This window comes from Mesorhizobium sp. M0909, from assembly GCF_040319515.1.
GTDB lineage: Bacteria > Pseudomonadota > Alphaproteobacteria > Rhizobiales > Rhizobiaceae > Mesorhizobium.
Window position 1 is genome coordinate 42,512 of record NZ_JAMYOA010000026.1, and the last position, 22,255, is coordinate 64,766.

22 protein-coding genes and 4 pseudogenes are annotated in these 22,255 nt (G+C 60.4%); 21 read left to right on the forward strand and 5 right to left on the reverse strand.

The features are described 5' to 3' along the window. Positions 1–401: 401 nt before the first annotated feature. The 14 genes from nifH to NKH83_RS28090 all read left to right on the forward strand — a co-directional run bounded on the left by nifH (position 402) and on the right by NKH83_RS28090 (position 14,527). Complete coding sequence (gene nifH / locus NKH83_RS28015; RefSeq protein WP_352808265.1) at positions 402–1,295, forward strand: nitrogenase iron protein; 894 nt, start codon at positions 402–404, stop codon at positions 1,293–1,295. A gap of 97 nt (positions 1,296–1,392) precedes the next feature. Further along, complete coding sequence (gene nifD, locus NKH83_RS28020) at positions 1,393–2,895, forward strand: nitrogenase molybdenum-iron protein alpha chain (RefSeq protein ID WP_352808266.1); 1,503 nt, start codon at positions 1,393–1,395, stop codon at positions 2,893–2,895. A gap of 126 nt (positions 2,896–3,021) precedes the next feature. Further along, positions 3,022–4,563 (forward strand): nitrogenase molybdenum-iron protein subunit beta, encoded by a 1,542-nt coding sequence (gene nifK, locus NKH83_RS28025; RefSeq protein ID WP_352808267.1) that lies wholly within the window; start codon positions 3,022–3,024, stop codon positions 4,561–4,563. A gap of 63 nt (positions 4,564–4,626) precedes the next feature. Further along, entirely contained in the window at positions 4,627–6,117 is a 1,491-nt protein-coding gene (gene nifE / locus NKH83_RS28030; RefSeq protein WP_352808268.1) for a nitrogenase iron-molybdenum cofactor biosynthesis protein NifE, read from the forward strand. Positions 6,118–6,126: 9 nt separating this feature from the next. Beyond that, the gene (gene nifN, locus NKH83_RS28035) at positions 6,127–7,509 is read left to right on the forward strand and encodes a nitrogenase iron-molybdenum cofactor biosynthesis protein NifN (protein ID WP_352808269.1); all 1,383 of its coding nucleotides are present in this window, start codon (positions 6,127–6,129) and stop codon (positions 7,507–7,509) included. Next, a complete protein-coding gene (gene nifX, locus NKH83_RS28040; protein ID WP_352517727.1) occupies positions 7,475–7,972 on the forward strand; it encodes a nitrogen fixation protein NifX in 498 nt (165 codons plus the stop codon). Before nifN ends, nifX begins: the two co-directional genes overlap by 35 nt. A gap of 17 nt (positions 7,973–7,989) precedes the next feature. Further along, positions 7,990–8,469 (forward strand): NifX-associated nitrogen fixation protein, encoded by a 480-nt coding sequence (locus tag NKH83_RS28045; protein ID WP_352749140.1) that lies wholly within the window; start codon positions 7,990–7,992, stop codon positions 8,467–8,469. Positions 8,470–8,496: 27 nt separating this feature from the next. Further along, entirely contained in the window at positions 8,497–9,273 is a 777-nt protein-coding gene (locus NKH83_RS28050) for a response regulator transcription factor (protein WP_352739315.1), read from the forward strand. Between the two features lie 107 nt (positions 9,274–9,380). After that, a complete protein-coding gene (locus NKH83_RS28055; protein WP_352808271.1) occupies positions 9,381–10,268 on the forward strand; it encodes a universal stress protein in 888 nt (295 codons plus the stop codon). 1,342 nt (positions 10,269–11,610) lie between these two features. Next, a complete protein-coding gene (locus NKH83_RS28065) occupies positions 11,611–12,777 on the forward strand; it encodes a TlpA disulfide reductase family protein (protein ID WP_352808273.1) in 1,167 nt (388 codons plus the stop codon). Positions 12,778–13,335: 558 nt separating this feature from the next. Continuing rightward, a complete protein-coding gene (locus NKH83_RS28075; RefSeq protein ID WP_352808275.1) occupies positions 13,336–13,581 on the forward strand; it encodes a hypothetical protein in 246 nt (81 codons plus the stop codon). Positions 13,582–13,605: 24 nt separating this feature from the next. Further along, positions 13,606–13,809 (forward strand): CCE_0567 family metalloprotein, encoded by a 204-nt coding sequence (locus tag NKH83_RS28080; protein ID WP_352808277.1) that lies wholly within the window; start codon positions 13,606–13,608, stop codon positions 13,807–13,809. Beyond that, complete coding sequence (gene fdxB, locus NKH83_RS28085) at positions 13,806–14,123, forward strand: ferredoxin III, nif-specific (RefSeq protein WP_352808278.1); 318 nt, start codon at positions 13,806–13,808, stop codon at positions 14,121–14,123. The genes NKH83_RS28080 and fdxB overlap by 4 nt, the downstream gene beginning before the upstream one ends. Positions 14,124–14,188: 65 nt before the next feature. Then, a complete protein-coding gene (locus tag NKH83_RS28090; protein WP_352808290.1) occupies positions 14,189–14,527 on the forward strand; it encodes an exopolysaccharide production repressor protein in 339 nt (112 codons plus the stop codon). Positions 14,528–14,599: 72 nt separating this feature from the next. On the opposite strand, the pseudogene NKH83_RS28095 reads toward NKH83_RS28090, so the two are convergent. Further along, a pseudogene (locus NKH83_RS28095) lies at positions 14,600–14,698 on the reverse strand (integrase core domain-containing protein); the annotation flags it as partial. Between the two features lie 147 nt (positions 14,699–14,845). Here NKH83_RS28095 and NKH83_RS28105 point away from each other — a divergent pair. The 3 genes and pseudogenes from NKH83_RS28105 to scpB all read left to right on the forward strand — a co-directional run. Beyond that, positions 14,846–15,148, forward strand: coding sequence for a helix-turn-helix domain-containing protein (locus NKH83_RS28105; RefSeq protein ID WP_352808279.1), 303 nt, complete (start codon positions 14,846–14,848; stop codon positions 15,146–15,148). Between the two features lie 110 nt (positions 15,149–15,258). After that, the gene (locus NKH83_RS28110; protein ID WP_352808280.1) at positions 15,259–16,233 is read left to right on the forward strand and encodes a DUF1403 family protein; all 975 of its coding nucleotides are present in this window, start codon (positions 15,259–15,261) and stop codon (positions 16,231–16,233) included. Beyond that, positions 16,157–16,669: pseudogene (gene scpB, locus NKH83_RS28115) on the forward strand (SMC-Scp complex subunit ScpB); the annotation flags it as partial. The gene NKH83_RS28110 and the pseudogene scpB, both read left to right, overlap by 77 nt. 321 nt (positions 16,670–16,990) lie before the next feature. Here scpB and NKH83_RS28120 read toward each other — a convergent pair. Next, positions 16,991–17,377, reverse strand: a complete 387-nt coding sequence (locus tag NKH83_RS28120) for a hypothetical protein (RefSeq protein ID WP_352808281.1) — start codon at positions 17,375–17,377, stop codon at positions 16,991–16,993. Next, a pseudogene (locus NKH83_RS28125) lies at positions 17,368–17,730 on the reverse strand (TniB family NTP-binding protein); the annotation flags it as partial. The gene NKH83_RS28120 and the pseudogene NKH83_RS28125, both read right to left, overlap by 10 nt. Between NKH83_RS28125 and NKH83_RS28130 the strand changes: the two are divergent. Further along, positions 17,730–18,072: pseudogene (locus NKH83_RS28130) on the forward strand (helix-turn-helix domain-containing protein); the annotation flags it as partial. The pseudogenes NKH83_RS28125 and NKH83_RS28130 sit on opposite strands and share 1 nt — an antisense overlap. A 698-nt stretch (positions 18,073–18,770) precedes the next feature. Here NKH83_RS28130 and NKH83_RS28135 read toward each other — a convergent pair. Next, positions 18,771–19,229: a Ros/MucR family transcriptional regulator gene (locus tag NKH83_RS28135; protein ID WP_352808282.1), complete on the reverse strand. Its 459-nt coding sequence runs from the start codon at positions 19,227–19,229 to the stop codon at positions 18,771–18,773. Positions 19,230–19,376: 147 nt separating this feature from the next. Here NKH83_RS28135 and NKH83_RS28140 point away from each other — a divergent pair, with 147 nt between their 5' ends. Further along, positions 19,377–19,700, forward strand: a complete 324-nt coding sequence (locus NKH83_RS28140; RefSeq protein ID WP_352808283.1) for a hypothetical protein — start codon at positions 19,377–19,379, stop codon at positions 19,698–19,700. A gap of 121 nt (positions 19,701–19,821) precedes the next feature. On the opposite strand, the gene NKH83_RS28145 is transcribed toward NKH83_RS28140, so the two are convergent. Then, positions 19,822–20,064, reverse strand: a complete 243-nt coding sequence (locus tag NKH83_RS28145; RefSeq protein ID WP_352808284.1) for a hypothetical protein — start codon at positions 20,062–20,064, stop codon at positions 19,822–19,824. 14 nt (positions 20,065–20,078) lie between these two features. Here NKH83_RS28145 and NKH83_RS28150 point away from each other — a divergent pair, with 14 nt between their 5' ends. Both NKH83_RS28150 and NKH83_RS28155 read left to right on the forward strand, forming a co-directional pair. Next, positions 20,079–20,567 carry a hypothetical protein gene (locus NKH83_RS28150; RefSeq protein ID WP_352808286.1) on the forward strand — a complete coding sequence of 163 codons (489 nt, stop codon included), beginning with the start codon at positions 20,079–20,081 and terminating at the stop codon, positions 20,565–20,567. 653 nt (positions 20,568–21,220) lie between these two features. Further along, positions 21,221–22,057, forward strand: a complete 837-nt coding sequence (locus NKH83_RS28155; RefSeq protein ID WP_352808287.1) for a LuxR family transcriptional regulator — start codon at positions 21,221–21,223, stop codon at positions 22,055–22,057. Positions 22,058–22,255 lie beyond the last annotated feature (198 nt).

A 22,255-nucleotide genomic window follows, 5' to 3' on the forward strand; every position in this document is an offset into this window, starting at 1 on the left:
GTGGCGCGCAAGATTCCGCGCAGTTTCGATGAGGACACGCGAGAACCAAGTACGTCAGCTCGCCGGAACAGAAGAGTTCGCAGCATCCCGCAATTAACGCTAGAGGTCGAGATGCTGTTCGCCCACCTCGACACAACGATGCGGTTCACGAATGCGGTGACTGAGGATCGCGATCCGACGCTTTATGTCGCCATTGTCGGGTCCGCTACACGGCTTGTTCCGACGATCCTTTCTTTGGCCTCAAGCTAAATCCCTGAAAAGCAACCATGAAATTATTCTTCGGTTCGATCAGCCAAATTGGCACGAGTCTTGAGATCCTTGGGTGCGAGGCGGCGACAGCTGCCCGACCGGCATTCATGTCGCGGTAGCCGCGATGAATGGAACGAAGGAAGGAAAGCTACATGTCAGGTTTGCGTCAGATCGCCTTTTACGGCAAGGGCGGCATCGGCAAGTCCACCACGTCCCAAAATACGCTCGCCGCCCTTGTCGACCTCGGGCAGAGAATCCTCATCGTCGGCTGCGACCCCAAAGCCGACTCCACCCGCCTGATCCTGAACGCGAAGGCGCAGGATACAGTCCTGCACCTCGCGGCAGAGGAAGGTTCGGTGGAAGACCTGGAACTCGCGGACGTGCTCAAGATCGGCTACAAAGGCATCAAATGCGTGGAGTCGGGCGGCCCTGAGCCGGGTGTCGGCTGCGCCGGCCGCGGCGTGATCACCTCGATCAACTTCCTCGAGGAGAACGGTGCCTACGACGATGTCGACTATGTCTCCTACGACGTGCTCGGGGATGTGGTGTGCGGCGGTTTCGCGATGCCGATCCGCGAGAACAAGGCCCAGGAAATCTATATCGTCATGTCCGGCGAGATGATGGCGCTCTATGCCGCCAACAACATCGCCAAGGGCATCCTGAAATACGCCCATTCGGGCGGCGTGCGGCTCGGCGGCCTGATCTGCAACGAGCGCCAAACCGATCGCGAGCTCGACCTCGCCGAAGCGCTGGCTTCCAGGCTCAATTCCAAGCTCATCCACTTCGTGCCGCGCGACAACATCGTCCAGCACGCCGAGCTCAGGAAGATGTCTGTGATCCAGTATGCGCCGGACTCGAAGCAGGCCGGGGAATACAGGGCGCTGGCCGAGAAGATCCACGGGAATTCGGGCCAGGGCACCATCCCGACCCCGATCACCATGGAGGAGCTCGAGGACATGCTGCTCGACTTCGGCATCATGAAGACCGACGAGCAGATGCTTGCCGAGCTTCAGGTCAAGGAAGCGGCCAAGGCGGCCGCACAGTAGCGACCGCTGTGACATGAGGCGCCGCCTGACCTGGTGCGCCTTTCAAAGAACGGCGCCTCGTCGGTGAGGCGTCACCCTGAACCTTGAAAGGGGTCCCATGAGCCTGGAATATGAGAATGACGGTGCCCTCCATGCGAAGCTTATCGAGGAGGTGCTGTCGCAATATCCTGACAAGTCGGCGAAGCGCCGCAGAAAGCACCTCAGCGTCGCAAAGAGCGGCGACGAGGCTGGCGAGGAAAGCGAGGGCCTTTCCGAATGCGAGGTCAAATCGAACATCAAGTCCATCCCCGGCGTGATGACGATTCGCGGCTGCGCCTATGCCGGCTCGAAAGGCGTGGTGTGGGGTCCAGTCAAGGATATGGTCCATATCTCGCACGGCCCGGTCGGCTGCGGGCAATATTCCTGGTCTCAACGCCGCAACTACTACGTCGGCACGACCGGCATCGACACTTTCGTCACGATGCAGTTCACCTCCGATTTCCAGGAGAAGGACATTGTTTTCGGCGGCGACAAGAAGCTGGAACGGATCATCGACGAGATCGAGGAACTGTTTCCGCTGAACAAGGGCATGACTGTGCAATCCGAATGCCCGATCGGCCTGATTGGCGACGACACCGAAGCTGTGTCCCGCAACAAGGCCAAGGAGCACGAAAAGACAATCGTGCCGGTGCGCTGCGAGGGCTTCCGCGGCGTTTCGCAATCCCTCGGCCACCACATCGCCAACGACGCGATCCGCGACTGGGTGTTCGAGAAGAAGGACGTCGAGTTCGAGGCCGGCCCGTACGATGTCAATGTGATCGGCGACTATAATATCGGCGGCGACGCCTGGGCTTCGCGCATCCTGCTCGAGGAGATGGGCCTGCGCGTGGTCGGCAACTGGTCGGGCGACGCTACGCTGGCCGAAATAGAGCGCGCGCCGAAGGCCAAGCTCAATCTCATCCATTGCTACAGGTCGATGAACTACATCTGCCGGCATATGGAGGAAAAGTATGGCATCGACTGGATGGAGTACAATTTCTTCGGCCCCTCCCAGACCGAAGCCTCTCTGCGCAAGATAGCCAAGCATTTCGGGCCGGAAATCGAGGCCAAGGCCGAGGCGGTCATCGCCAAATACCGGCCGTTGGTCGATGCCGTCATCGCGAAGTACCGGCCGCGCCTCGAAGGCAGGACGGTGATGCTCTATGTCGGCGGGCTGCGCCCCCGTCACGTCGTCACGGCATATGAGGATCTGGGCATGGTTATTGTCGGCACTGGCTACGAATTTGGCCATAACGACGATTATCAGCGCACCGGCCACTACGTGAAGAAGGGCACGCTGATCTATGACGACGTGACTGGTTACGAGTTGGAGAAGTTCATCGAGGGGATCCGTCCTGATCTCGTGGGCTCCGGCATCAAAGAGAAGTACCCGGTCCAGAAGATGGGCATACCGTTCCGTCAAATGCATTCCTGGGATTATTCCGGCCCGTATCACGGCTACGACGGCTTTGCCATCTTCGCCCGCGACATGGATCTGGCCATCAACAACCCGGTCTGGAACCTCTACGACGCCCCCTGGAAGAAAAAAGCCGAGCCGTCGGCGGCGATCGCAGCCGAATGAAAACCTGGCCTCCCGTAAGCCGGGAGGCCGTTAAACGCCTGTGGCCCTTTGTCCGCGGGAGACCTGAAACGTTTCGACGTCCCTGTGCCGCCGTATGGCGGGCCAGATGGAAAGAGGTAACCACCCATGCCGCAGTCGGCTGAAAAAGTTCTCGACCACGCTCCCCTGTTCCGCGAGCCGGAATACAGGCAGATGCTCGCCGAGAAGAGGCTGAATTTCGAATGTCCGCACCCGGACCAGGTCGTTACCGACCAACGCGAATTCACCAAGACGTGGGAATACCGCGAAAAGAACCTCGCTCGCGAAGCGCTTGTCGTGAACCCCGCGAAGGCCTGCCAGCCGCTCGGCGCGGTGTTCGCGGCCGCGGGATTCGAGCGAACCATGTCCTTCGTTCATGGCAGCCAGGGCTGCGTGGCCTATTACCGATCGCACCTGTCGCGCCATTTCAAGGAGCCTGCTTCGGCAGTTTCCTCCTCGATGACCGAGGACGCGGCAGTGTTCGGTGGCCTGAAGAACATGGTTGACGGGCTCGCCAACACGTACCAACTCTACGATCCGAAGATGATCGCAGTCTCGACCACTTGTATGGCCGAGGTCATTGGCGACGACCTGCACAGCTTCATCCAGAACGCCAAGGACCAAGGCTCGGTCCCGCGCGACTTCGACGTGCCCTTCGCCCACACGCCGGCCTTCGTCGGCAGCCATGTCGACGGCTATGACGTAACGGTCAAGGGCATTTTGGAGCACTTCTGGAAAGGCGAGGAGCGAACGGAAGCCGAGGCAACCATCAACATCATTCCGGGTTTCGATGGCTTTTGCGTTGGCAACAACCGGGAGCTCAAGCGCCTGCTCGATCTGATAGGCGTGTCCTATACCTTCATCCAAGACGCCTCTGACCAGTTCGACACGCCGTCGGACGGCGAATACCGCATGTACGACGGCGGCACGAAGATCGAAGACGTGAGGAAGGCACTCAACGCCGAGGCGACACTTTCGCTACAGCATTACAACACCCGAAAAACACTGGAGTATTGCGAGGTGGTCGGGCAGGCGACCGCTTCGTTCCATTACCCTCTCGGCGTCCAGGCGACCGACGACTTCCTGATGCAGGTCTCCGCGATTTCCGGCAAGCAAATCCCCGAGGCAATCCGCCTGGAGCGCGGCCGACTTGTTGACGCCATGGCGGACAGCCAATCCTGGCTGCATGGTAAGACATACGCCATCTACGGTGATCCAGACTTTGTCTACGCCATGGCCCGCTTCATCATGGAGACGGGCGGCGAGCCGACCCATTGCCTCGCCACCAACGGCACCTCGGCCTGGGAAGCGGACTTGAAGGAACTGCTCGCATCCTCGCCCTTCGGCAAGGATGCTCAAGTCTGGGCGGGCAAGGACCTCTGGGCGATGCGCTCGCTGCTCTTCACCGAGCCGGTGGACCTGCTGATCGGCAACTCCTATGGCAAGTATCTGGAGCGCGACACGGGCACGCCGCTGATCCGGCTGACATTTCCGATCTTCGACCGCCACCATCACCATCGGTTTGCGCTTATGGGATACCAAGGCGGGTTGCGCGTCCTGACGACGATCCTCGACAAGATCTTCGACAAGCTCGATCGCGAGACAGGCGAGACGGGCGTGACGGACTATTCGTATGACCTCACCCGCTAAGCGTGGCGGCCGGCTCTTCGGTGAGGCCGGTCGTCTTCCCGAGGGACTTTGGAGACCGACGCAATGTCCTCGCTCAGAGCCAAAATCCAGGATGTCTTCAAAGAGCCCGCTTGCGAGCAGAACCGCGGCAAGGATGCCAAGGCGCGCAAGGAGGGCTGTTCGAAGCCACTGACCCCCGGGGCGGCGGCCGGCGGCTGCGCCTTCGACGGCGCCAAGATCGTGCTGCAGCCGATCACCGACGTCGCGCACCTGATCCATGCGCCGCTCGCCTGCGAGGGCAATTCCTGGGACAACCGCGGTGCGGCTTCGTCCGGGCCAACGCTGTGGCGCACGAGCTTCACGACCGACCTCACCGAACTCGACGTTGTGATGGGGCAGGGCGAGCGGAAGCTTTTCAAAGCGATCCGCGAGATCAAGGAAGCGCATAGGCCGCCGGCTATCTTCGTCTATGCGACCTGCGTGACGGCGCTGATCGGCGACGACATCGAGGCCGTCTGCAAGGACGCGGCGGAAAAGTTCGGGCTGCCGGTGGTGCCGGTCAATGCGCCGGGCTTCGTCGGCTCCAAGAATCTCGGCAACAAGCTTGCCGGCGAGGCGTTGCTCGATCATGTCATCGGCACGGCGGAGCCCGACGATGCCGGCCCTTACGACATCAATATCCTTGGCGAATTCAACCTCTCGGGCGAATTCTGGCTGGTGAAGCCGCTCCTTGATCGGCTGGGCATCCGGGTGCGCGCCTGCATTCCGGGTGACGCGCGTTACTTCGACATTGCCTGCGCGCACCGCGCCCGGGCGGCTATGATGGTGTGCTCGACCGCGCTCATCAATCTCGCCCGCAAGATGGAGCAGCGCTGGGACATCCCGTTTTTCGAGGGCTCCTTCTACGGCATCACCGACACCTCTGAAGCGCTCCGACAGATCTCTCAGCTGCTGGTGAAGAAGGGTGCCGATCCGGAGATCCTCTGCCGCACCGAGGCATTGATTGCAGAGGAGGAGGCGATCGCTTGGAAGAAGCTCGCGGCCTACCGGCCGAGGCTCGAAGGCAAGCGCGTGCTGCTCAACACCGGCGGTGTGAAGGCCTGGTCGGTCGTCCATGCGCTGATGGAGATCGGCATCGAGATCGTCGGCACCTCTGTCAAGAAGTCGACCGTCGAAGACAAGGAGCGCATCAAGCAGATCCTCAAGGACGACAACCACATATTCGAGCAGATGGCGCCGCGCGAACTTTACGCCATGCTCTCGGAACACAACGCCGATATCATGCTGTCGGGCGGGCGCACGCAATTCATCGCGCTGAAGGCCAAGACACCCTGGCTCGATATCAACCAGGAGCGCCAACACCCTTACGCCGGCTATGACGGCATGGTGGAACTCGTACGCCAGATCGAACTCGCCATTCATAACCCGATCTGGCGCCAGGTGCGGGAACCGGCACCATGGGATTGCCAGCCTGCGGTGAGGGAGGAACTGCCGAGCACGAAAAGCGAGGCCGCGACCTTGCATGCTGTCCAGGAATTCGCCGGCACGATGGCCGACGATTTCGGCGAGTGTTGAGGAAAGCCGATGGTCCGTATCCTTTCCCAGACCAAAGCGGCGGCGGTCAATCCGCTGAAATCATCGCAGCCGTTGGGTGCCGCCTTCGCCTTCCTTGGGGTCGACGGTGCGATGCCGGTGTTCCACGGCAGCCAGGGCTGCACCAGCTTCGCGCTCGTGCTCTTCGTGCGGCATTTCAAGGAAGCCATCCCCTTGCAGACAACGGCGATGGACGAGGTGGCGACGATCCTCGGCGGGGCAGACCATCTGGAAGAGGCGATCCTCAACCTCAAGGCCCGCACAAAGCCAACGCTGATCGGGGTCTGCACGACGGCGCTGGTCGAAACCCGTGGCGAAGACTGCGCAGGAGATATCGCCGATATCAGGCTGAAGCGCATGGAAGAACTCGCGGGTACGGAGGTGGTGCTAGCCAACACACCGGATTTCGACGGCGCGATCGAAGAGGGCTGGGCCAAGGCTGTCACCGCGATGATCGAAAGGATTACGGGGCCCGGCGAGCAGGCGCGGCAGTCGAAGAAGATCGTGATCCTGCCTGGCTGGAACCTCACTGTGGCTGATATCGAGCATTTGCGTGAGATGGTTGAAAGCTTTGGACTGAAGCCCGTGATTCTGCCAGACATCTCCGGCTCGCTCGACGGTACGGTGCCCGACCGCTGGGTCACCACCACCTATGGCGGCACCAGCGTCGAGGATATCCGCGAGCTTGGCACGGCCGAGCGATGCATCGTCATCGGTGAGCATATGCGCCGCCCGGCCGAGCTGCTGCAGAGGTTGACCGGCGTGCCTTACGTGCTGTTCCGGTCGCTGACTGGATTGAAGGACGCCGACCGGTTCGTCTCGCTGCTGTCCGCGGTTTCGGGCGCGGCGGCGCCGGCTCGGGTGCGCCGTCGCCGGGCGCAGTTGCAGGACGCGTTGCTCGACGGACATTTCCACTTTGGAGGCAAGAAAATTGCGATCGCTGCTGAACCAGACCAACTCTACCAACTCGCGAGCTTCTTCATCGGCATGGGCTCCGAAATCGCGGCGGCGGTCACCACGACCGACATGTCGAAAATTTTGGAGGAAGTACCGGCGCAGTCGGTTCAGATCGGCGATCTCGGCGATTTGGAAGCTCTTGGCGCCGGCGCTGATCTTCTCGTCACTCATTCCCACGGCCGCCAGGCGGCGCAGCGCCTCGGCATTCCGCTCATGCGGGTCGGCTTCCCGATCTTCGACCGGCTCGGCAGCCAGCACAAGCTCACAATCCTCTACCAGGGGACCCGCGACCTGATCTTCGAGGTTGCCAACATTTTTGAAGCCAACCGGCACGCGCCGACGCCTGAGGCGCTTGATCCACTCCGCAAGCGAGAAATGCCAGATGAGCTCCGTTCGTCGCCTCTCGCTCGTCACTGACGAGGTTCACGCACCGAGGCCGGAACGCCAAGCCGGCGCATTGCGCGTGGCGATCGCCACGCACGACATGAAGAACCTCAATGCCCATTTCGGATCGGCCAGGCGTTTTGCTGTCTACGATGTGATGCGCGAGGAATGGAATCTCGTCGAAGCCGTGGCCTTCGATGACGTTTCCGACGAGAGCGGGAATCATCGGACTGAGGGCGATGATCGCATCACCCCGAAAGTCGAGGCGCTGAAGGGCTGTCATCTCCTGTTTTGTCTGGCTATCGGCGGACCTTCGGCAGCCAAGGTTGTTTCGGCAAAAATTCATCCGATCAAAGTGCCGCAGCCCCAAACCATCCAAGAGGTGCTGTTGCGCACGCAGATGATGCTCAGGACGTGTCCTCCCCCTTGGCTGCGCAAGGTGCTGGCGCAGGCAGGTGTCGCCGAACAGAAACCGTCCTTCGAGGACGAGGACTGAAATGAGGAGTAGGCGAAATGTCTGACGCCGTGGTTAGCCCTGCTGTCGCCGAAGACGAGGCGGCCCTTGCCACCCCGTTCGTCAAATGTCTTGTGCGGCTGGTCCGGGCTCATGATTCCCACGGGTCTTGGGAAGGCAAATCGGACGCCGAGCTGCTGGGCGACTTCATCATCACCAGGGAACAGCGCCGTGCGATCCCTATCATCGGCGATCCCGATCCGGACGTGCTGTGGAGGCTCGAGATGTTTTACACCGCCGTCGGGCTTGCGATCGAGGAGCGCTCCGGCCTGATGGCATCGCCGATGATGGAGATGAGCCATGAGGGCTTCGGGCGCGTGCTTCTCACGGCGGGGCGGTTGGTCGTTCTGTCGAAGACTCTGCGCGACGTCCACCGGTTCGGTTTCGAGACGTTCTGGAAACTCGCCGCGGCCGGTACCAAACTGGCCAGCGATGCCACCGCAGCCATTGAGGCTCATCCCGAGGTGGCGCGGGCGTGATGGAACCGATTTTCGATCAACGGGATCGTGTCAGGCCTTGAGGACATGCGATGGCCAGCCCTCTCAATCGAGGCCGATGTGGTTCTTGGGGCAGCGCTGATGAAGCCACTGGTCCTGATCTGTTCGCAGGATCCGGAGTTCTATCTGGTCCACAGCCACATTCTGGAGGTGGATGGCTTCACGATTCAACTGGCCGGCGGCGTGGAGGAGGCGCTTGCATTGGCCAGTGAACGGGCGCCGAAGGCCGTGGTGCTGGACTGCCAGCCAACAAGCGCGACAGGCTCCACAATCTGCGCCCGGCTCAAGGGGGAGCCCCGGACCGGCGGCCTGCCCGTTATTGCCCTGATCGCGCCCGGCGCCGAGAACCAGCACCTCGATCTCTGGAAGGCAGGCATTGACGAGAGCTTTGTGCGGCCCTTCGCGCCGGCCAAGCTGCTTGACTGTCTACGGATGAAGCTGGCGCTGCCAAAGCCGGGTTCGAACGGGATCGAAAACGGCGGCTGGATCTCCTGTGGCGACCTTGAGATAAGGCTCGATGCCCACCGGGTTCGGGGTAATGGCCACGAAGTCCACCTTGGGCCGATCGAGTTCAACCTGCTGCGGCTTTTGCTTGAGACTCCCGGCAAGGTCTTCACCAGAGACGAGCTGATCAGCGCGGCCTGGCCGCCCAATATCCATGTCGGTGTACGCACCGTGGATGTCCATATCAGCCGGCTCAGAAAGGCGCTGAAGGCGGCCTCCCCCTCCAGCGTCATTCGTACCGTCAGGTCGGCCGGCTACTCGCTCGAGTGGCCGGACGGCTGAATAGATAACCGATGTGGTGCCACTCCGCATTTCCGCCGTCCTGAGGGCAAGTCTTGCGGCTTCGAAACGCGCCGGCAGGTACGACATATTCAGAAAGAAGCAGTCAAATGGCTTTCAGAAGCGTACTCAGTGTGACGGGAGCTGACCACTCCGATCAGGATGTCAGAACAGCTGCCAGCTTGTGTGCCGAAGTCGGCGCGTTTCTTTCCGTACTGGTGATTTCGCCTCCGCCGCTCATTGTGCCGTCTCCACTGCTCGGCGATGACATCCCCGAGTGGCCTGGACAACGCGCACAGGCCATCGCCAGACTGAACAAACGGTTTAGGCAGATCGAAAGATTTTCACAGGACATAGCCAGGCTGGAAAAGATATCCAGGGAAATTCACAAACTGCTGAGAGCCACGTGGCGGTGCTATGATGTCGATACTGCCAACTGCGATCAGGCCAGCGTCGGTGACGCGGTGCGACAGCGGGCGCTCTGCAACGACCTGACAATCGTCGGCCCCGCACTTCTCAACGACATTAACCTCGGACCCCTTGTTATCAACGGCAGCTTGTTCGAGACCGGAAAGCCGGTGCTTGTCGTGCCGGAGGGCGCTGAGGCGACTCTGTCGCCACAGCGCGTGCTGGTCGGCTGGGAGTCGCGAGCCGAGGCGTCCCGCGCGGTTCGGGAAGCGCTGGATCTGCTATCCGCCGCCGAGGAAGTTCGTGTCGCCCTCGTCGATCCTGTGGCGACCTGGACCGGAAGCGGCGCCGAGCCGGGAGCCGACATCGCTGCCTATCTCACTCGGCACGGTGCTCGGGTGTCGGTTGACCTGCTGCCGAGTGCCGGCAAACCGGTGGCCACGGTGCTCGCGCAGCACGCAATCGACACGTCTGCCGACATGATAGTCATGGGCGCTTACGGCAGCCGCCGGCTGCGCGAGCGGCTCTTCGGTGGCGTGACGAGATGGATAGTTGGGAAGCCGCCATTGCCGCTGTTTTTGGCTCGCTGACGGGTTCCGAAGCAGCACCGACGCTGTTCGAAGCTCTATTCACTGGGTCACTATCCTGATGCCAAGTCGGAGAAGGGCAACGTGCAAGCTTCGCGAAGCTTCTCGGAGCCAATCTGCACCGCGCCGCCCGAAAACTCCGCGCACGCCTCTAGTGGTTCTGCTCGCCCGAGGTTGGTCCGTGATGCTGAGACCAACGGCCGGGCAGAGGTATGGGCAGTCATCACTGCAGCCACGATTACGGCGCAGGTCGGCGTCAGGTCAAAGAGGGTCGTTCAGCGCGACCGAGTTCGGACCCGTAGCGGCATCGTATGCGTTCCATCACGATCTCCTCATTACTGGCCGGGAGGCTTAACAACGCAACCACCGTGCCGTGGCCGACGCCCTCAACTTCGAGTGGGAACGGTCGGGCTCCTGCCGCGGTCGGCGGGAATCGATCGCATAAATCACCTTGGCATGGTCTAAGAATTGCAGGCGGTTAGGGGTGCGGACGGCCGAATCTTCAGCGTTTTCAGTCGGTCCGTCCCGACCCGTGGCGACCGAGCGGTCTTTGGGGCTGGTCAACTTCCGACAACGCTCACATTCGCACCGGCGGTCCCTGCAGCGCCTGAGCACAGGGAACACAGAAAATATCGGCACAAAGCAGGAACTCGGAGAGTTCACCGGCCGGCACGCGCGGCATTCATCCTGGCCTCTTTCGCCGCGACATCATCATTGGTCTGAGGATGGCGGTATTGGCGAGCTACAGCTGGACCGGCTTCGTCGTGAAAAACTCCCATGTCGCCAGCCCAGGAATTCAATCGCAAGGCGGGCGAGGGGGCACAGGCCGCGCTCGGATGGAGCGGCCCCTCGCAATCGCAAAATGGCGAGATCGCTACCGCCTCCGGACCGGAACGGTAAGACGCTCAAGCCGGTGGCGTGAAGCGGACGATGATGACGAGCCCTGGCGGTAGCCAAACGAACGCAGTCATGATGTCCATCGGCTTCGTCCCTCGGCCCGAATGCATATTGAGTCGTCCGGGCCACGCTTTTTCTGCCGACGCGAAGCGCGTGATACTTGTCCAAAACCTGACAGCGGCAGAAAACACGTCGCGTTCAATACAACCGGCCATCTTGGCATTTGGAGGCTTTTTCTAGCGATTCATGCGCTTACTGCCCGCTGAGCGCGTTGGCACGGCCTTTGCGAATTGAGATTCAGCAACACTGAGTGAAGGCTGACTGCACGCAGATGCGCAAGACGAGCGATGCTCTCCCTTCGTTGAACCCTCGTGCCCCGTCTCAAAGGGGGAACAAGCTTGCGCATAAGGTCACGCAACCTTTGGCAACAGCTTTGGAGAGCAAAATAATGTTGCGGATGGGGTCACCGGCTCCTCCGATCAAAGTGGAGGACTGGCTACGTGGCGAGCCCCTTGCGAACTTCCAGCCCGGCAAAGTCTATATCGTCGAATTTTGGGCAACTTGGTGCGAACTATGTGCGGCGGAGATGCTCGATCTGATGCGGCTACAGGAGAAATACAGGGACAGCGGACTTGAGGTCGTCGCAGTAGCGGCTAATGAAGACGCTCCAACGGCCGTTGAGGCTCGCACCAAGTTAAAAGCTTGGTTGACCGAAAAGTGCTCGCATCTGAACTATCGGATCGCGTTCGACTACACAGGCGAAATGAACAAGCTTTGGAGGAAACCCACCTTTTCTGTCGGGATTCCGATTTCGTTCGAGGTCGACCGAGACGGCCACATCGCCTTTATTGGTCATCCGGGGCAACTCGATGAGGTTTTGCCGAAAGCGCTCAACGGCAGCTGGCGCACCAGCGATAAAGCTAAAGCCGCCGATGCGGAGCGGATCGCCACAAGTGAACCCATGGCGCGCGAACAAGCGTCGAAGAAGCCGATCGACGACAGATTCTGGGCGGCGGTGAAGTTAGAAGATTGGAAGACGGCGCTCTGGGCGATCGAAGAGGGCATCGCCCTAATGCCGGACGACATCAATTGCCGCCTGGCTCATGCGCACCTGTTGCTTCACAAAATACAAGACATGTGGACCGGCTTGCCCGTGATGCGCCAATTGGTCCGCAACGCAATCGACAAGAACTCCCAGGATTGGATGGTTTCGGCGCTAGACCAGCTTTTCCATCCGGCCAATGACCATTCGCGCCTTCCCCCCGCTGAGCGCTTTGCGATGGGCAAGGAGCTGTCCGAACACATTCTGGCACTGAATCCCCCGCAAGGCGACAGCCCTAAGTTCCGGTCTTATCCCGCGGTTGCCCGGTACTATTACGAGAACGGCAACACCGATCGTGCGATCGAGTTGGTCGAACTGGCACTGCAGTCGCTGGACGGTCCGGAGCCTGTCCCGGACGAATTGAAAGAGCAGCATCTGCCGGATTTGCTGCTGGCCCTCGCCAACTACAGGGGTGGGAAGGTTTGTTACGGCGCTCTCTGTGCGGCTCCGCAAAACAATTTCCCGAAGGTGCCAAAGCGCGGTCGGCCGAGGAGAAAAAACAAAAAGGGTTGATTGGTCGAAATGGATTACTGGCCAATTCGTCCATTTCCTTGGCGTGGCCGCAGCAAGGAGGGTCCATGCAGCACTTGGTCGATCGTTTGCAGCAGGATCGAGGCGCGAATCTTCATGACCTCCGGCCGCATTGCGGCGGAAGTGATGTTCCACGCGAAACAGCGTGGAGGACTTCGCAGTCGAGGAGGTGTTCAAGGTCGGCCACGGGGACATCAATTGCGTGGAATCGGCCGGCCCGAGCCGGGCGTCGGCTGCGCAAGTGTGCCCGAAGTAGGCGTCCCCGAAAACAGACATCGTGCTTCGAAGAAGAGGACTGAAATGAGGAGAAGGCGAAATGTCTTATGCCGCGGTCAGCCCGGCTGTCAACGAGGACGAGGCGGAGCTTGCCATGCCTTTTGTCAGATGCCTCGTGCGGCTGATCCGTGCTCAGGATGCCTCCGGGTCACGGGAAGGCAAATCGGACGCCGAACTGCTGGGCGACTTCATCATCACCAGAAAACAGCGCCGTGCGATCCGATCATCGGCGATCTCGATCCGGACGTGCTCTGGAGGCTCGGCATGTTTTACACCGCCGTGGAGCTTGCGATCGAGGAGCGCTCCGGCCTGATGACACCGCCAATGATTGAGATGAAACCCATGGGGGCTTCGGACGATTGCTTTTCACGGCCGGGCGGTTGGTCATTTCGTCGAGACTTCCACCGGTTCGGCTTCGAGACGTTCAGGAAGCTCGCTCCAGGCCGGTACGAAACTAGCCGGCGATGCGGCTGCAGCATCGAAGCCTATCCCGACGTGGCACGGGCGTGAAGAAACCGATTTCGAGGAGGATCTATGTCAAAGCTAGATGAGATGGGGAAGAAAGTCCGAAAGCTTCAGCTGCGCGCGGCAGTTGCCAAGATGAAATTGCGCGACCTTGCAGAGCATCTCCCGGGAAAATGGACGGAGATAGAGGAAGTTGCCAAGGAAACGTCGGCCGTTTTTGCCGAGTTGGATGGTGCCAAGAGAGAGCTCGCTACGATGAAGAAGTTTCGATGAGGAGCACATTCACCACCCGCGACGGCTCCGGATGGATGCCGGAATATCTCACCGCTATAGACGGCACGACCTGTATCGGCTGCGGCCGCTGTTTCAAAGTCTGCTCTCGTGAGGTCATGCATCTTTACGGCGTCGACGACGCGGGTGAAATCCTCGGCGCCTGCGACGGCGAAGACGACGATTTCGACGGCGAGCTCAATCGCATGATCATGGTCGTCGACCGTGCCGGCCGCTGCATTGGCTGCGGAGCCTGCGGCCGCGTCTGCCCGAAGAACTGCCAGACCCATATTGCGGCCGACCAGGTCGCAGCATGATCTGAGGAGTCAAAACCTGGAGAACGGCGTTGCCCTTTAGAATCTTTTGTCGCGTCCTGGGGCTGGTGCTGTGCAGCACCGCACTAACTGTCTACTTGGCTTCTCATTCCATCGGCACAGCAGTCGTCACGACGCTGGCTTGTTCGCTGCTCCTTCAGCTGGCGTATTTCGTAAGCGTGCTCTTTCTGATCTGGCGGTCTGGCTGCGATAGCCGAGCTGGCCAAAGGGCTGAGCATTTCGGCAGTTGCAAGGAAGTTGGATATAAACCGCCAGACTATGATGAGGTGAGGAATGAATCTTCAGATATGCCTCAGTTCGTTCCGATGGGCGGCATATCGCTGCTTCGCTCGGGCGCGGTGACAAGATCAGAGCTGACGTGCTCCCCGTTTTGTCCGCGTTTATAAGTTAGCCCTGTTCACTTTTGAGCTGCTCCCCGTCTTTGGATCGCCCCACCCGGAACTTCCGGGATGGGAGGCTCAGGGCGGAACGGCCGCTGATGAGCCTTTCATAAGCGATATCGGCGGCTTGTTGCCGATCGCGCTGTGTGGCCGGACTGTGTTGTAGTCCTTAAGCCATCAGGACCGGGCGAACATCGATGACGATGAGTTGCGGGCGTTTCGGGGTTGGCCGGGCTGTACCGGCGAAAATCGAGGGCCGATCTGGCGGCTGAGCTAAAAGCAGGGGTCCTGTTGGAAATCAGTGATGACGACTAGTCAAAGTTCATGAGCGAAGCCTTCGAGGCGATCCACAGCGCCGTGGAAGGCATGTACCGGGCCGGAACGATCGACAAGGCGACGCTGCGCAGCTTCGACGGCAGTTGCCTAGCGGTGCCGCAAGAATTCGCGCCGGACGAGATCAAGGCGCTGCGTGAGAAGAGCCATGTCAGCGAGCCGGTGTTCGCGCGCTATCTGAACACGTCGGAATCGACGGTGCAGAAGTGGGAGACTGGCGCCAAGCGGCCGAGCGGGATGGCGCTGAAACTGCTGTCCGTGGTGCAGAAGCACGGACTGGAGGTGCTGCGCTAGGCGTTTTGCCGCTTCGTGCGATAGGGCAAGCTTAGCGGGCATGATGGTCCCGCGACAGGTGCGGCGGATTTCTGCCATTTGTGTGGTAATAAGCGCCGCAATGAATCATCATGCCGACGACGATTCTGCACCCGAAACCTTTCCCGCGCCACGCAGTCCAGCCGCCCGGCGCCGCCGCGGCCGCTCCGACTGTCGCCGTGCCGAGCTGGCTGCGCAAGGCGTCGAGGCGGCGCAAACCGTTGAGGATGCTGCCCTGGCCGCCGGCGCGGCAGGCGCGGCAGGCGCGGCGCGTCGAGGATGAAGCGGCGCTGCGCGATTCCTTGCTCCTCACCCGCCCCGGCGGCGACATCGGCCCGGCCGGTCTTTTGCTCGTCGGCTGGCGCCGGCTGGCAGCGCGGCCCGCAGAGGAGCTTCTGACGACGAAAAGTCTCGCTGCGGTATTGGAGGAATTCGGTCGAGTCCGCGACGGCGCGGCGGTCAGCGATCTGGCGGACGCGCTGCGGCGGCTCGCCCCGACCGACGGCGCGGTCGGGCCGCTGACCGGCGCCTACGCGGCCGTCGAGGGCCACGGCCTGCCACGCGCCATGGGACCGTGGCTTGCCGACGCGCTACTCGCCCAAAAGCTGGGCTGGCAGCATGCCGTCCCGCTACTGGGCACCGAGGCGTTCTTGGGCATGAGCGCTCGCCCGCGTCGATCGGCAACGAGCTCTCCGGTGACGGGCATTGAGACAGAAACCAAGCGTGCGAAAGCTCTGCTTGCCGCCCAGGCTCGCGCGGCACTGCGGGCGATCGATCTGTCGGTCGAGCTGGAGCGCCGCGCCGACCGCCTGCTCGCCATCGCGCCGAAGTTGAGGGCAAAGGGTGCGGACGCTATTGTCGAACAGCTGCTATCCGACGACGCACTCGTCGCGTCACGCGGGGACAAAAAGGCCGCGATGAGCGACCGTGGCCTGCGCCGGCTGTTCGCTGTCCGGCCGCATGACGTTCCGCATCTACGGGCTTTAGGCGATGTCGGAGGCGGCGCCGAGCGCGAAGAGCAAGGGAAGAAGAGGCGAAGGTCGGCCACGCGACGGTCGTTCAAATGACCATTTGTTTGACCGGGAGTTGGATCATCTGCCGCCGGAGGTGCGCTGGCGCGAATGGATGAACTGCGTCGAGGCAACGATCTTCGCCGCCAGTGAACCGGTCAGCCGCGAAATACTGGCGCGCACCGTCGGCAAGAGCTGCAGCATCGATCTTTTGATCGACGACATCCGCGAGGAACTGCGCGGTCGCCCCTACGACCTGGTCGCCGTCGCCGGCGGTTTTCGGCACCGGACGCGGCTGGCCTATGCCGACGCCATCCGCAGTGCATTTGGCACGGCCGTCGGCGGCAGCGAACGGGCGGCCGATCTGAGGTAGTCGGAGGTGCTGGTGCTGATGTGCATCGCCTACTGCCAGCCGATCACGCGTGGAGAACTGTCGTCTTTCTTCGGCAAGGAGATCAGCCGCGACCTGATCGGCCATCTGCGCGGCGCCGGGTGACATCATGCCGGGTTTTTCCAGTGACGAGGAAGAAGAAGCAAGCAGCGTCGGTGATGAATAGAATCTCCTCACCATGGGTCGGCCGGACTCTATCCGTGCAGGATCGCAAGAACACGACGGCGCTTCGTTCTGATCCCGCCGGCGGTGGCGCGCGAGTAGGCCTCGAGCAGAGCCCCAAGGTTAGCGCCGGGCGGGGGCGACCGCACCGAGCTCGGCGATCCTTGATGCCTGTCCATGAAATCCGCAAGGTGAGCGATCAAGCGGTCATGGCCGCCTGCAGCCAGAATACACCGACGCCGCCCGACAACCGCATCGTCCTCATCTGCCGTCAACCAGCCGGCGGGCTTGTCCGCGAGCCATTCCAAGCAGCGGATACGCGAGGACGTGGACAGGTTTGTCAGCGTCTTCCCCAATGAGACGCCGGCAATGATAGGGCGCGCGCAGCAGGCGCGAAGTCAGGTCGCCGATCGTCGTCGATCCCTTGGCCATCTCCACCTTGCAGATGTCGTCGATCGAGCGTTCCAGGCGCCGTGCCGCCGTCTTCACCGAGACCTTCGGAGCCCGGCGCAGATCGAAGCCGCAGCGGGCGCAGAAGTGCTGCGGGATCAGGTCGGCCTGATCGGGGGCGACAATCCCGGCGTGGCAGGCGGGACATCGATCCCGCAAACCGCAGCCATGCACGAAGCAGGAAACACGCGACGCCATGCAAGAACCGCCTCGACGTCCCGCGACCGGCCGCGCAGCGCAGTGTGGAATTCGTCGAAGATCAGGATCCTCGGCTTCAAACTGTCGAGCAGACGATCGATCTGTTCGGCCTTGCGGCCGACATCCCGGCCATTGCCGACCGGAGCGCGTAATACCTGCAGAATGCTTCCATAGAAATGGGCTAGGCCGGCACCCTCACGCGTCTGGACCACCCACTCCCGCTGCTGCTCGGTGGTTTTCAGATGCTCGACGGCAAACCGTTCCGCGATCATCGTCTTGCCGTTGGCATAGGGCCCGACCAGCATCGGGCCTCGGGTCCGCAACGCCGGCGGCCGGCCCAGCAGCTCGGCAAGGGGGGCTGGGCGCCATTCTGCGCGAAAGGCGGCGCCCGAGATGGGGCGGCGCGGCTGATCGGGTTTCTGGAGGGCGTCACTGAAGCGGCCGTCGCCGGCCTGAAAGAACATGATCGGCTGATGCTTGCCGCGAGCAGATGGGGCGCCGCCTGCGCGGCCGGCGGGGACATTCGAAGCTGCCGCAACTCGTCGACCTCGTTCTTGCGCGGCCGCTCGTCCTCCAGCGCGATGATCGAAAAGGACCTGAAGGTGACGACGCGTGGGGCGCTTAATCTCGTCGCGGAACTCGGCCTGCGCGAGATCACGGGCAGGGGACGCTACCGGGCGTGGGGGATCCTCTGATAGCTCCTGTGCGCGCGATAAGATCGTCTGCCACGCCGGCGTGCGACCGGCACGACCGTGCTATTGCCGAGTCGTTTGGTCCTGGCAGTGTTGCGGCCAGGCTGCGGTGCGTGTCGTCTCGCAGGGTCGAAAGTGGCCATTGTCACGCGAGAGGCGTCGTCGCGTCGCCGCTGCACGGCCCCCAATCGCGGCCGTGCTTTTCAGGCTTGGCAAATCATTGAGGGGAGGCCATTGCTGCCTCCTTCCGCAGACCGGACTGGAGAAAATTTGCAGGTCGCAGACTGGGCCCGATTTCGATCAATGGATTGCCATGTCCTATTCCGGCAAAGATTACGCTGTCCCCGAAACCGAAACGGCCGCGGTCGACGCCGGCGCCAACGTCGTCAGAGCGATCCGGGACTCGATAGGCTGCAGCAATTGAGGAGCTGGCGCTAATATGCGGACTGGCAATCAGCGAGATCGCCGACCTCGAAAGCGGCATCGACGCCGATCCGATCAAGCTCCGCATTGACGCGGAGCAAAGGGACGTGGAGAGGCAGTTGTATGATCCGAACATACTCGTCAGTGCCGCGCGGGCTGACCATGGCCGTGAAGCGTTGGCGCGGCTTGACGAGCGGCTGACACGCCCCATCGCATTCCCCAGAGCGAGAATGCGTCCGTTAGGGCACGGAGTCCAGAAATTCCACAACCACGGGTGTTTAGGCTTTGGCTTTCGGCTTTCCCGATGCTTTCATCGGAGCCACGTTTACGCCCGCCTTGCGACCTAGACCGATTAACTTGGCAAGGGCGGATCGCTGTGCTGCGTAGCTCGCTGCAACCATCGGATAGTCTTTCGGCAAACCCCACTTGGCTCTGTACTCGTCAGGTGTCATGCCGAGCAAACCTAAGTGGCGCTTCATAGACTTGAATTTGCGGCCGTTCTCCAAGCTGACGATGTAGTCAGGAAACACCGACTTCTTCGGATTGACCGCGGGAGTAAGCGCTGGTTGCTGTGCCGCGACCGGCTGGCTAAGGCTCAACAAAGCAGAATTGACGCTAGCAATCAGCGCCGGGAGACCAGCCGCAGGCGTAGCATTCTTCTGGACATAAGCTGACACAATATCAGCCGTCAGCCCCAAGAGATCGGCTGGTGCCTGTTCATCGGCGTCGTCTGTCATAGTCAATCTCCTAGTGGTGCTGAAGTTACCTATTCGAGAAATTCAGTCAGTGCAACAAACGCGCCAACAAGGCTCGGTTAGGGCGACAGATGATCGAGGCACTAAGCGAGTTGTGTGCGCGGCCGGCTAAAGTGTGGTCGAATCGCCTTGTCGGCCCGCAAGCGAAAATTGCCTGTGCCAGCAGGCCGCCTGAAGGCTCAAGGCGAGTTGCTGGCCCTCGAAAGCCAGCGCGCGCTGGCGGCCCGCTGGCGCCCCTTTACGGTCTGCGAAAAGGCTGCTTGGGCGCAGCACCGATCATTTTGTCTGGGTTCCGACTTTGCTGCCACCAATCTCGGCGACTCAGCGATTGCGATCCCCAATATGTGCCAGCCATCGGCCAGCCTGCCACCTCTCGTCATTGGCGAGGATCAGCTTAACCAAGGTCTCGACATCCTCGAGGACGCTATCGATAGCGTGATCGGCAACAAATGAACACGGCGGCTTGAGAGGTGATGATGATCGTCAGGGATCTCATGAGGAGGAACTGACAGCCCGACGTGTCGAGACGACGAGTTGGTAATGCGTGCGGTTGCTCCTGAAAACCGGCCGATTGTTACCGCGGAGATTTTGCTTTGATGCGCGCGATGAGCTCATCATCGTCGACAAAGCTGTCGAGGAAGTCGTTCCATTCGTCGGTCGAACGGCGAGCATGGGCAAGCATTTGCTTCAGTTCGTCAATGCCATCGTCGGTCAGGGCGATGATTGCCTCGTCCGATACTGCCGAGGAGAGGTTGTCGTCGATGGTGACGATCGCCTGAAGGAGCTCAGGATCCTCGCCGTGCTTATCATCGGACAACGAAGGAGGAAGGCATGTCCAATCCCAGCTGCAATGTGCAGCTCATCGACTCGACAGGGAGAGGACACACGATAGCTGACCTCTTCCAGCGGAGCGCCCCTTCCGTACGGGACTTCTATGGGCCGGGAAACCGGTCAGTTGCTGGCGAGCGCATCTGCTCCGTCCCCAATATTTCGCTAAGCGATCCGGTATCTGCAGTACGATTTTGGCAAGCCCGTGCAAGAGACTTAGTCTTTGTCTCTCAGTCTCTCACATCGACGCGCTATGGGAATTTCTTGAAAACCAACGGGATCCCCACAATTGGCCCAGATCGTGCTGCAACTCGACTAGAAGCAAGCGAAGCGTACACCAAGTCGCTTCTGCAGCGGTACAACGTGAAGACGGCGCGTTTCCCGGTCTTCGACCGGCCCGAATCTGCAAAGTGCTATATTCGCGGGCTCGACTTTGATGTTGTCGTCAAGGCGGACGGGCTATGCGAAGGCAACAACAGCGGAGTGAGTTAGCCAATGTGGGAAATGAATCAGTGCGTCGCGTTTGGGTTTACCGCCTAGCAGAAGCGCTGCATTCTTTTCGACCAACCCGGTGAATATTTTAGCAAACAAGGTACTAACAGTAGCGCCAAACGCTAAGATTGAAATCTTGGCGCGACGCCGTTCGTGATGTTCATCGAGCTTTTCGGGTCAATCGCCGGCGTTAGCTGCTGACTGGAGGAAGTCTGCCAGAATGACGCCGAAGTAATATGAACGGGCAGTTCTTGAGTGGTTCCGTACGCTATTTCCGCCGCCCGATTTCGGGGTGAAGCACAACGTCCGTCTGAGCGGGCGCAAAAAGCAAGGCGCCTTCAGGTCGATGTGTGTGTCTTCGAAACGGGAAGTCCGAATCCTGCCTTGTTGATCGAGACGCGCGGTGAAGGCTTTTGGTGTTGTCTAGTGTGCGACAGCAGAGTTGTTCGGGCGAGACCTAGCTGGATGTAGCTAAATCGTTGATCAAACAGCACATATAATCTGATTGGCATCCTGCGACAGTTGGCACGAATCTTGAGCGTTGATGCGGGCCGGCAAAAACTGCCGACCGACTGCGCGCCAAGACGGCACCTTTTGCCGATACAGCTACGTGCGCGGTAGCCAAAACACGCAAGACTATAAGGGAGACGCCCATGGATCGCTCGCCATCAGCTCCGGCCAGAATAGTTCCAGGGGAAACAACTAGAGTATACGAAGAGTCCTCTTGTTGGCGTGCAACGCAATTCACTAACCGCGGCGATATGATTGAGTTCGGCTGTTACCTTGATCAGACTTATGGTGTTGCCCATCCTCGAAAGTTGTTCGATCTGATGATTACATTTTCGCAGAAGTTTGACTGCTCATGGGCGGCTTATCTCCCACTAGCACATGGTTCCAAAACTTCAGATCCGCTCTATGGCGCTCCGACGACAATGCTAAATTATCCAAATGAATGGCAGAAGCGATATCGGGATATGGATTATAGCAAGATAGATCCGGTCATAAAAAAAGCTAAACATAGACTAGGGGCGCTTCGATGGACCGATGTGTACGCTGACGCAAACACCACCGAAAATGAGCGACGCATTTTTGACGAAGCTGCAACTTTCGGCCTGAGATCCGGAGTTACCGTTCCCTTACACGGCCCGAACGACAGTTTTGCAATAGTGAGCTTTGCTAAACGCACTGATCACGAGATCCCAAGCAAAATTGTTACATTGTTAGAGTTGACGGCATTACATTTTCACCTGAGCATCAGTCTGTTCGGTAGGTGGGGTTGCAATGAACCGGTCACTAGTCTCTCTACCAGAGAGAAGGAATGTATGCTCTGGGTTGCGAGAGGTAAATCATCCTTAGACATAGGGACGATCCTCGGTATTTCTGAAAATACTGTTAAATTTCACTTAAAAAATTCCATGCGCAAATTGGGGTGCAGTAGCAGGACGGTTGCGGTTGTAAATGCACTAAAATCAGGGGTCATCGACGCGTGAACGGGGCAGCGCTTCCGTACTCTCGGATCTACCCCTCAAACGCCGACTAGCTCAACTCCCGATAGCCCGGGCATCATCATGCACAAGAAGATTAGGAACGTGTTTAAGCACCGGGCGCACGCTTGCCATAATAGGCGTAGCCGCAACGCCGGCAGACCGTGTGGCCCTGCAGCAGCCAGTCCGCGCCGGGTATGCGTT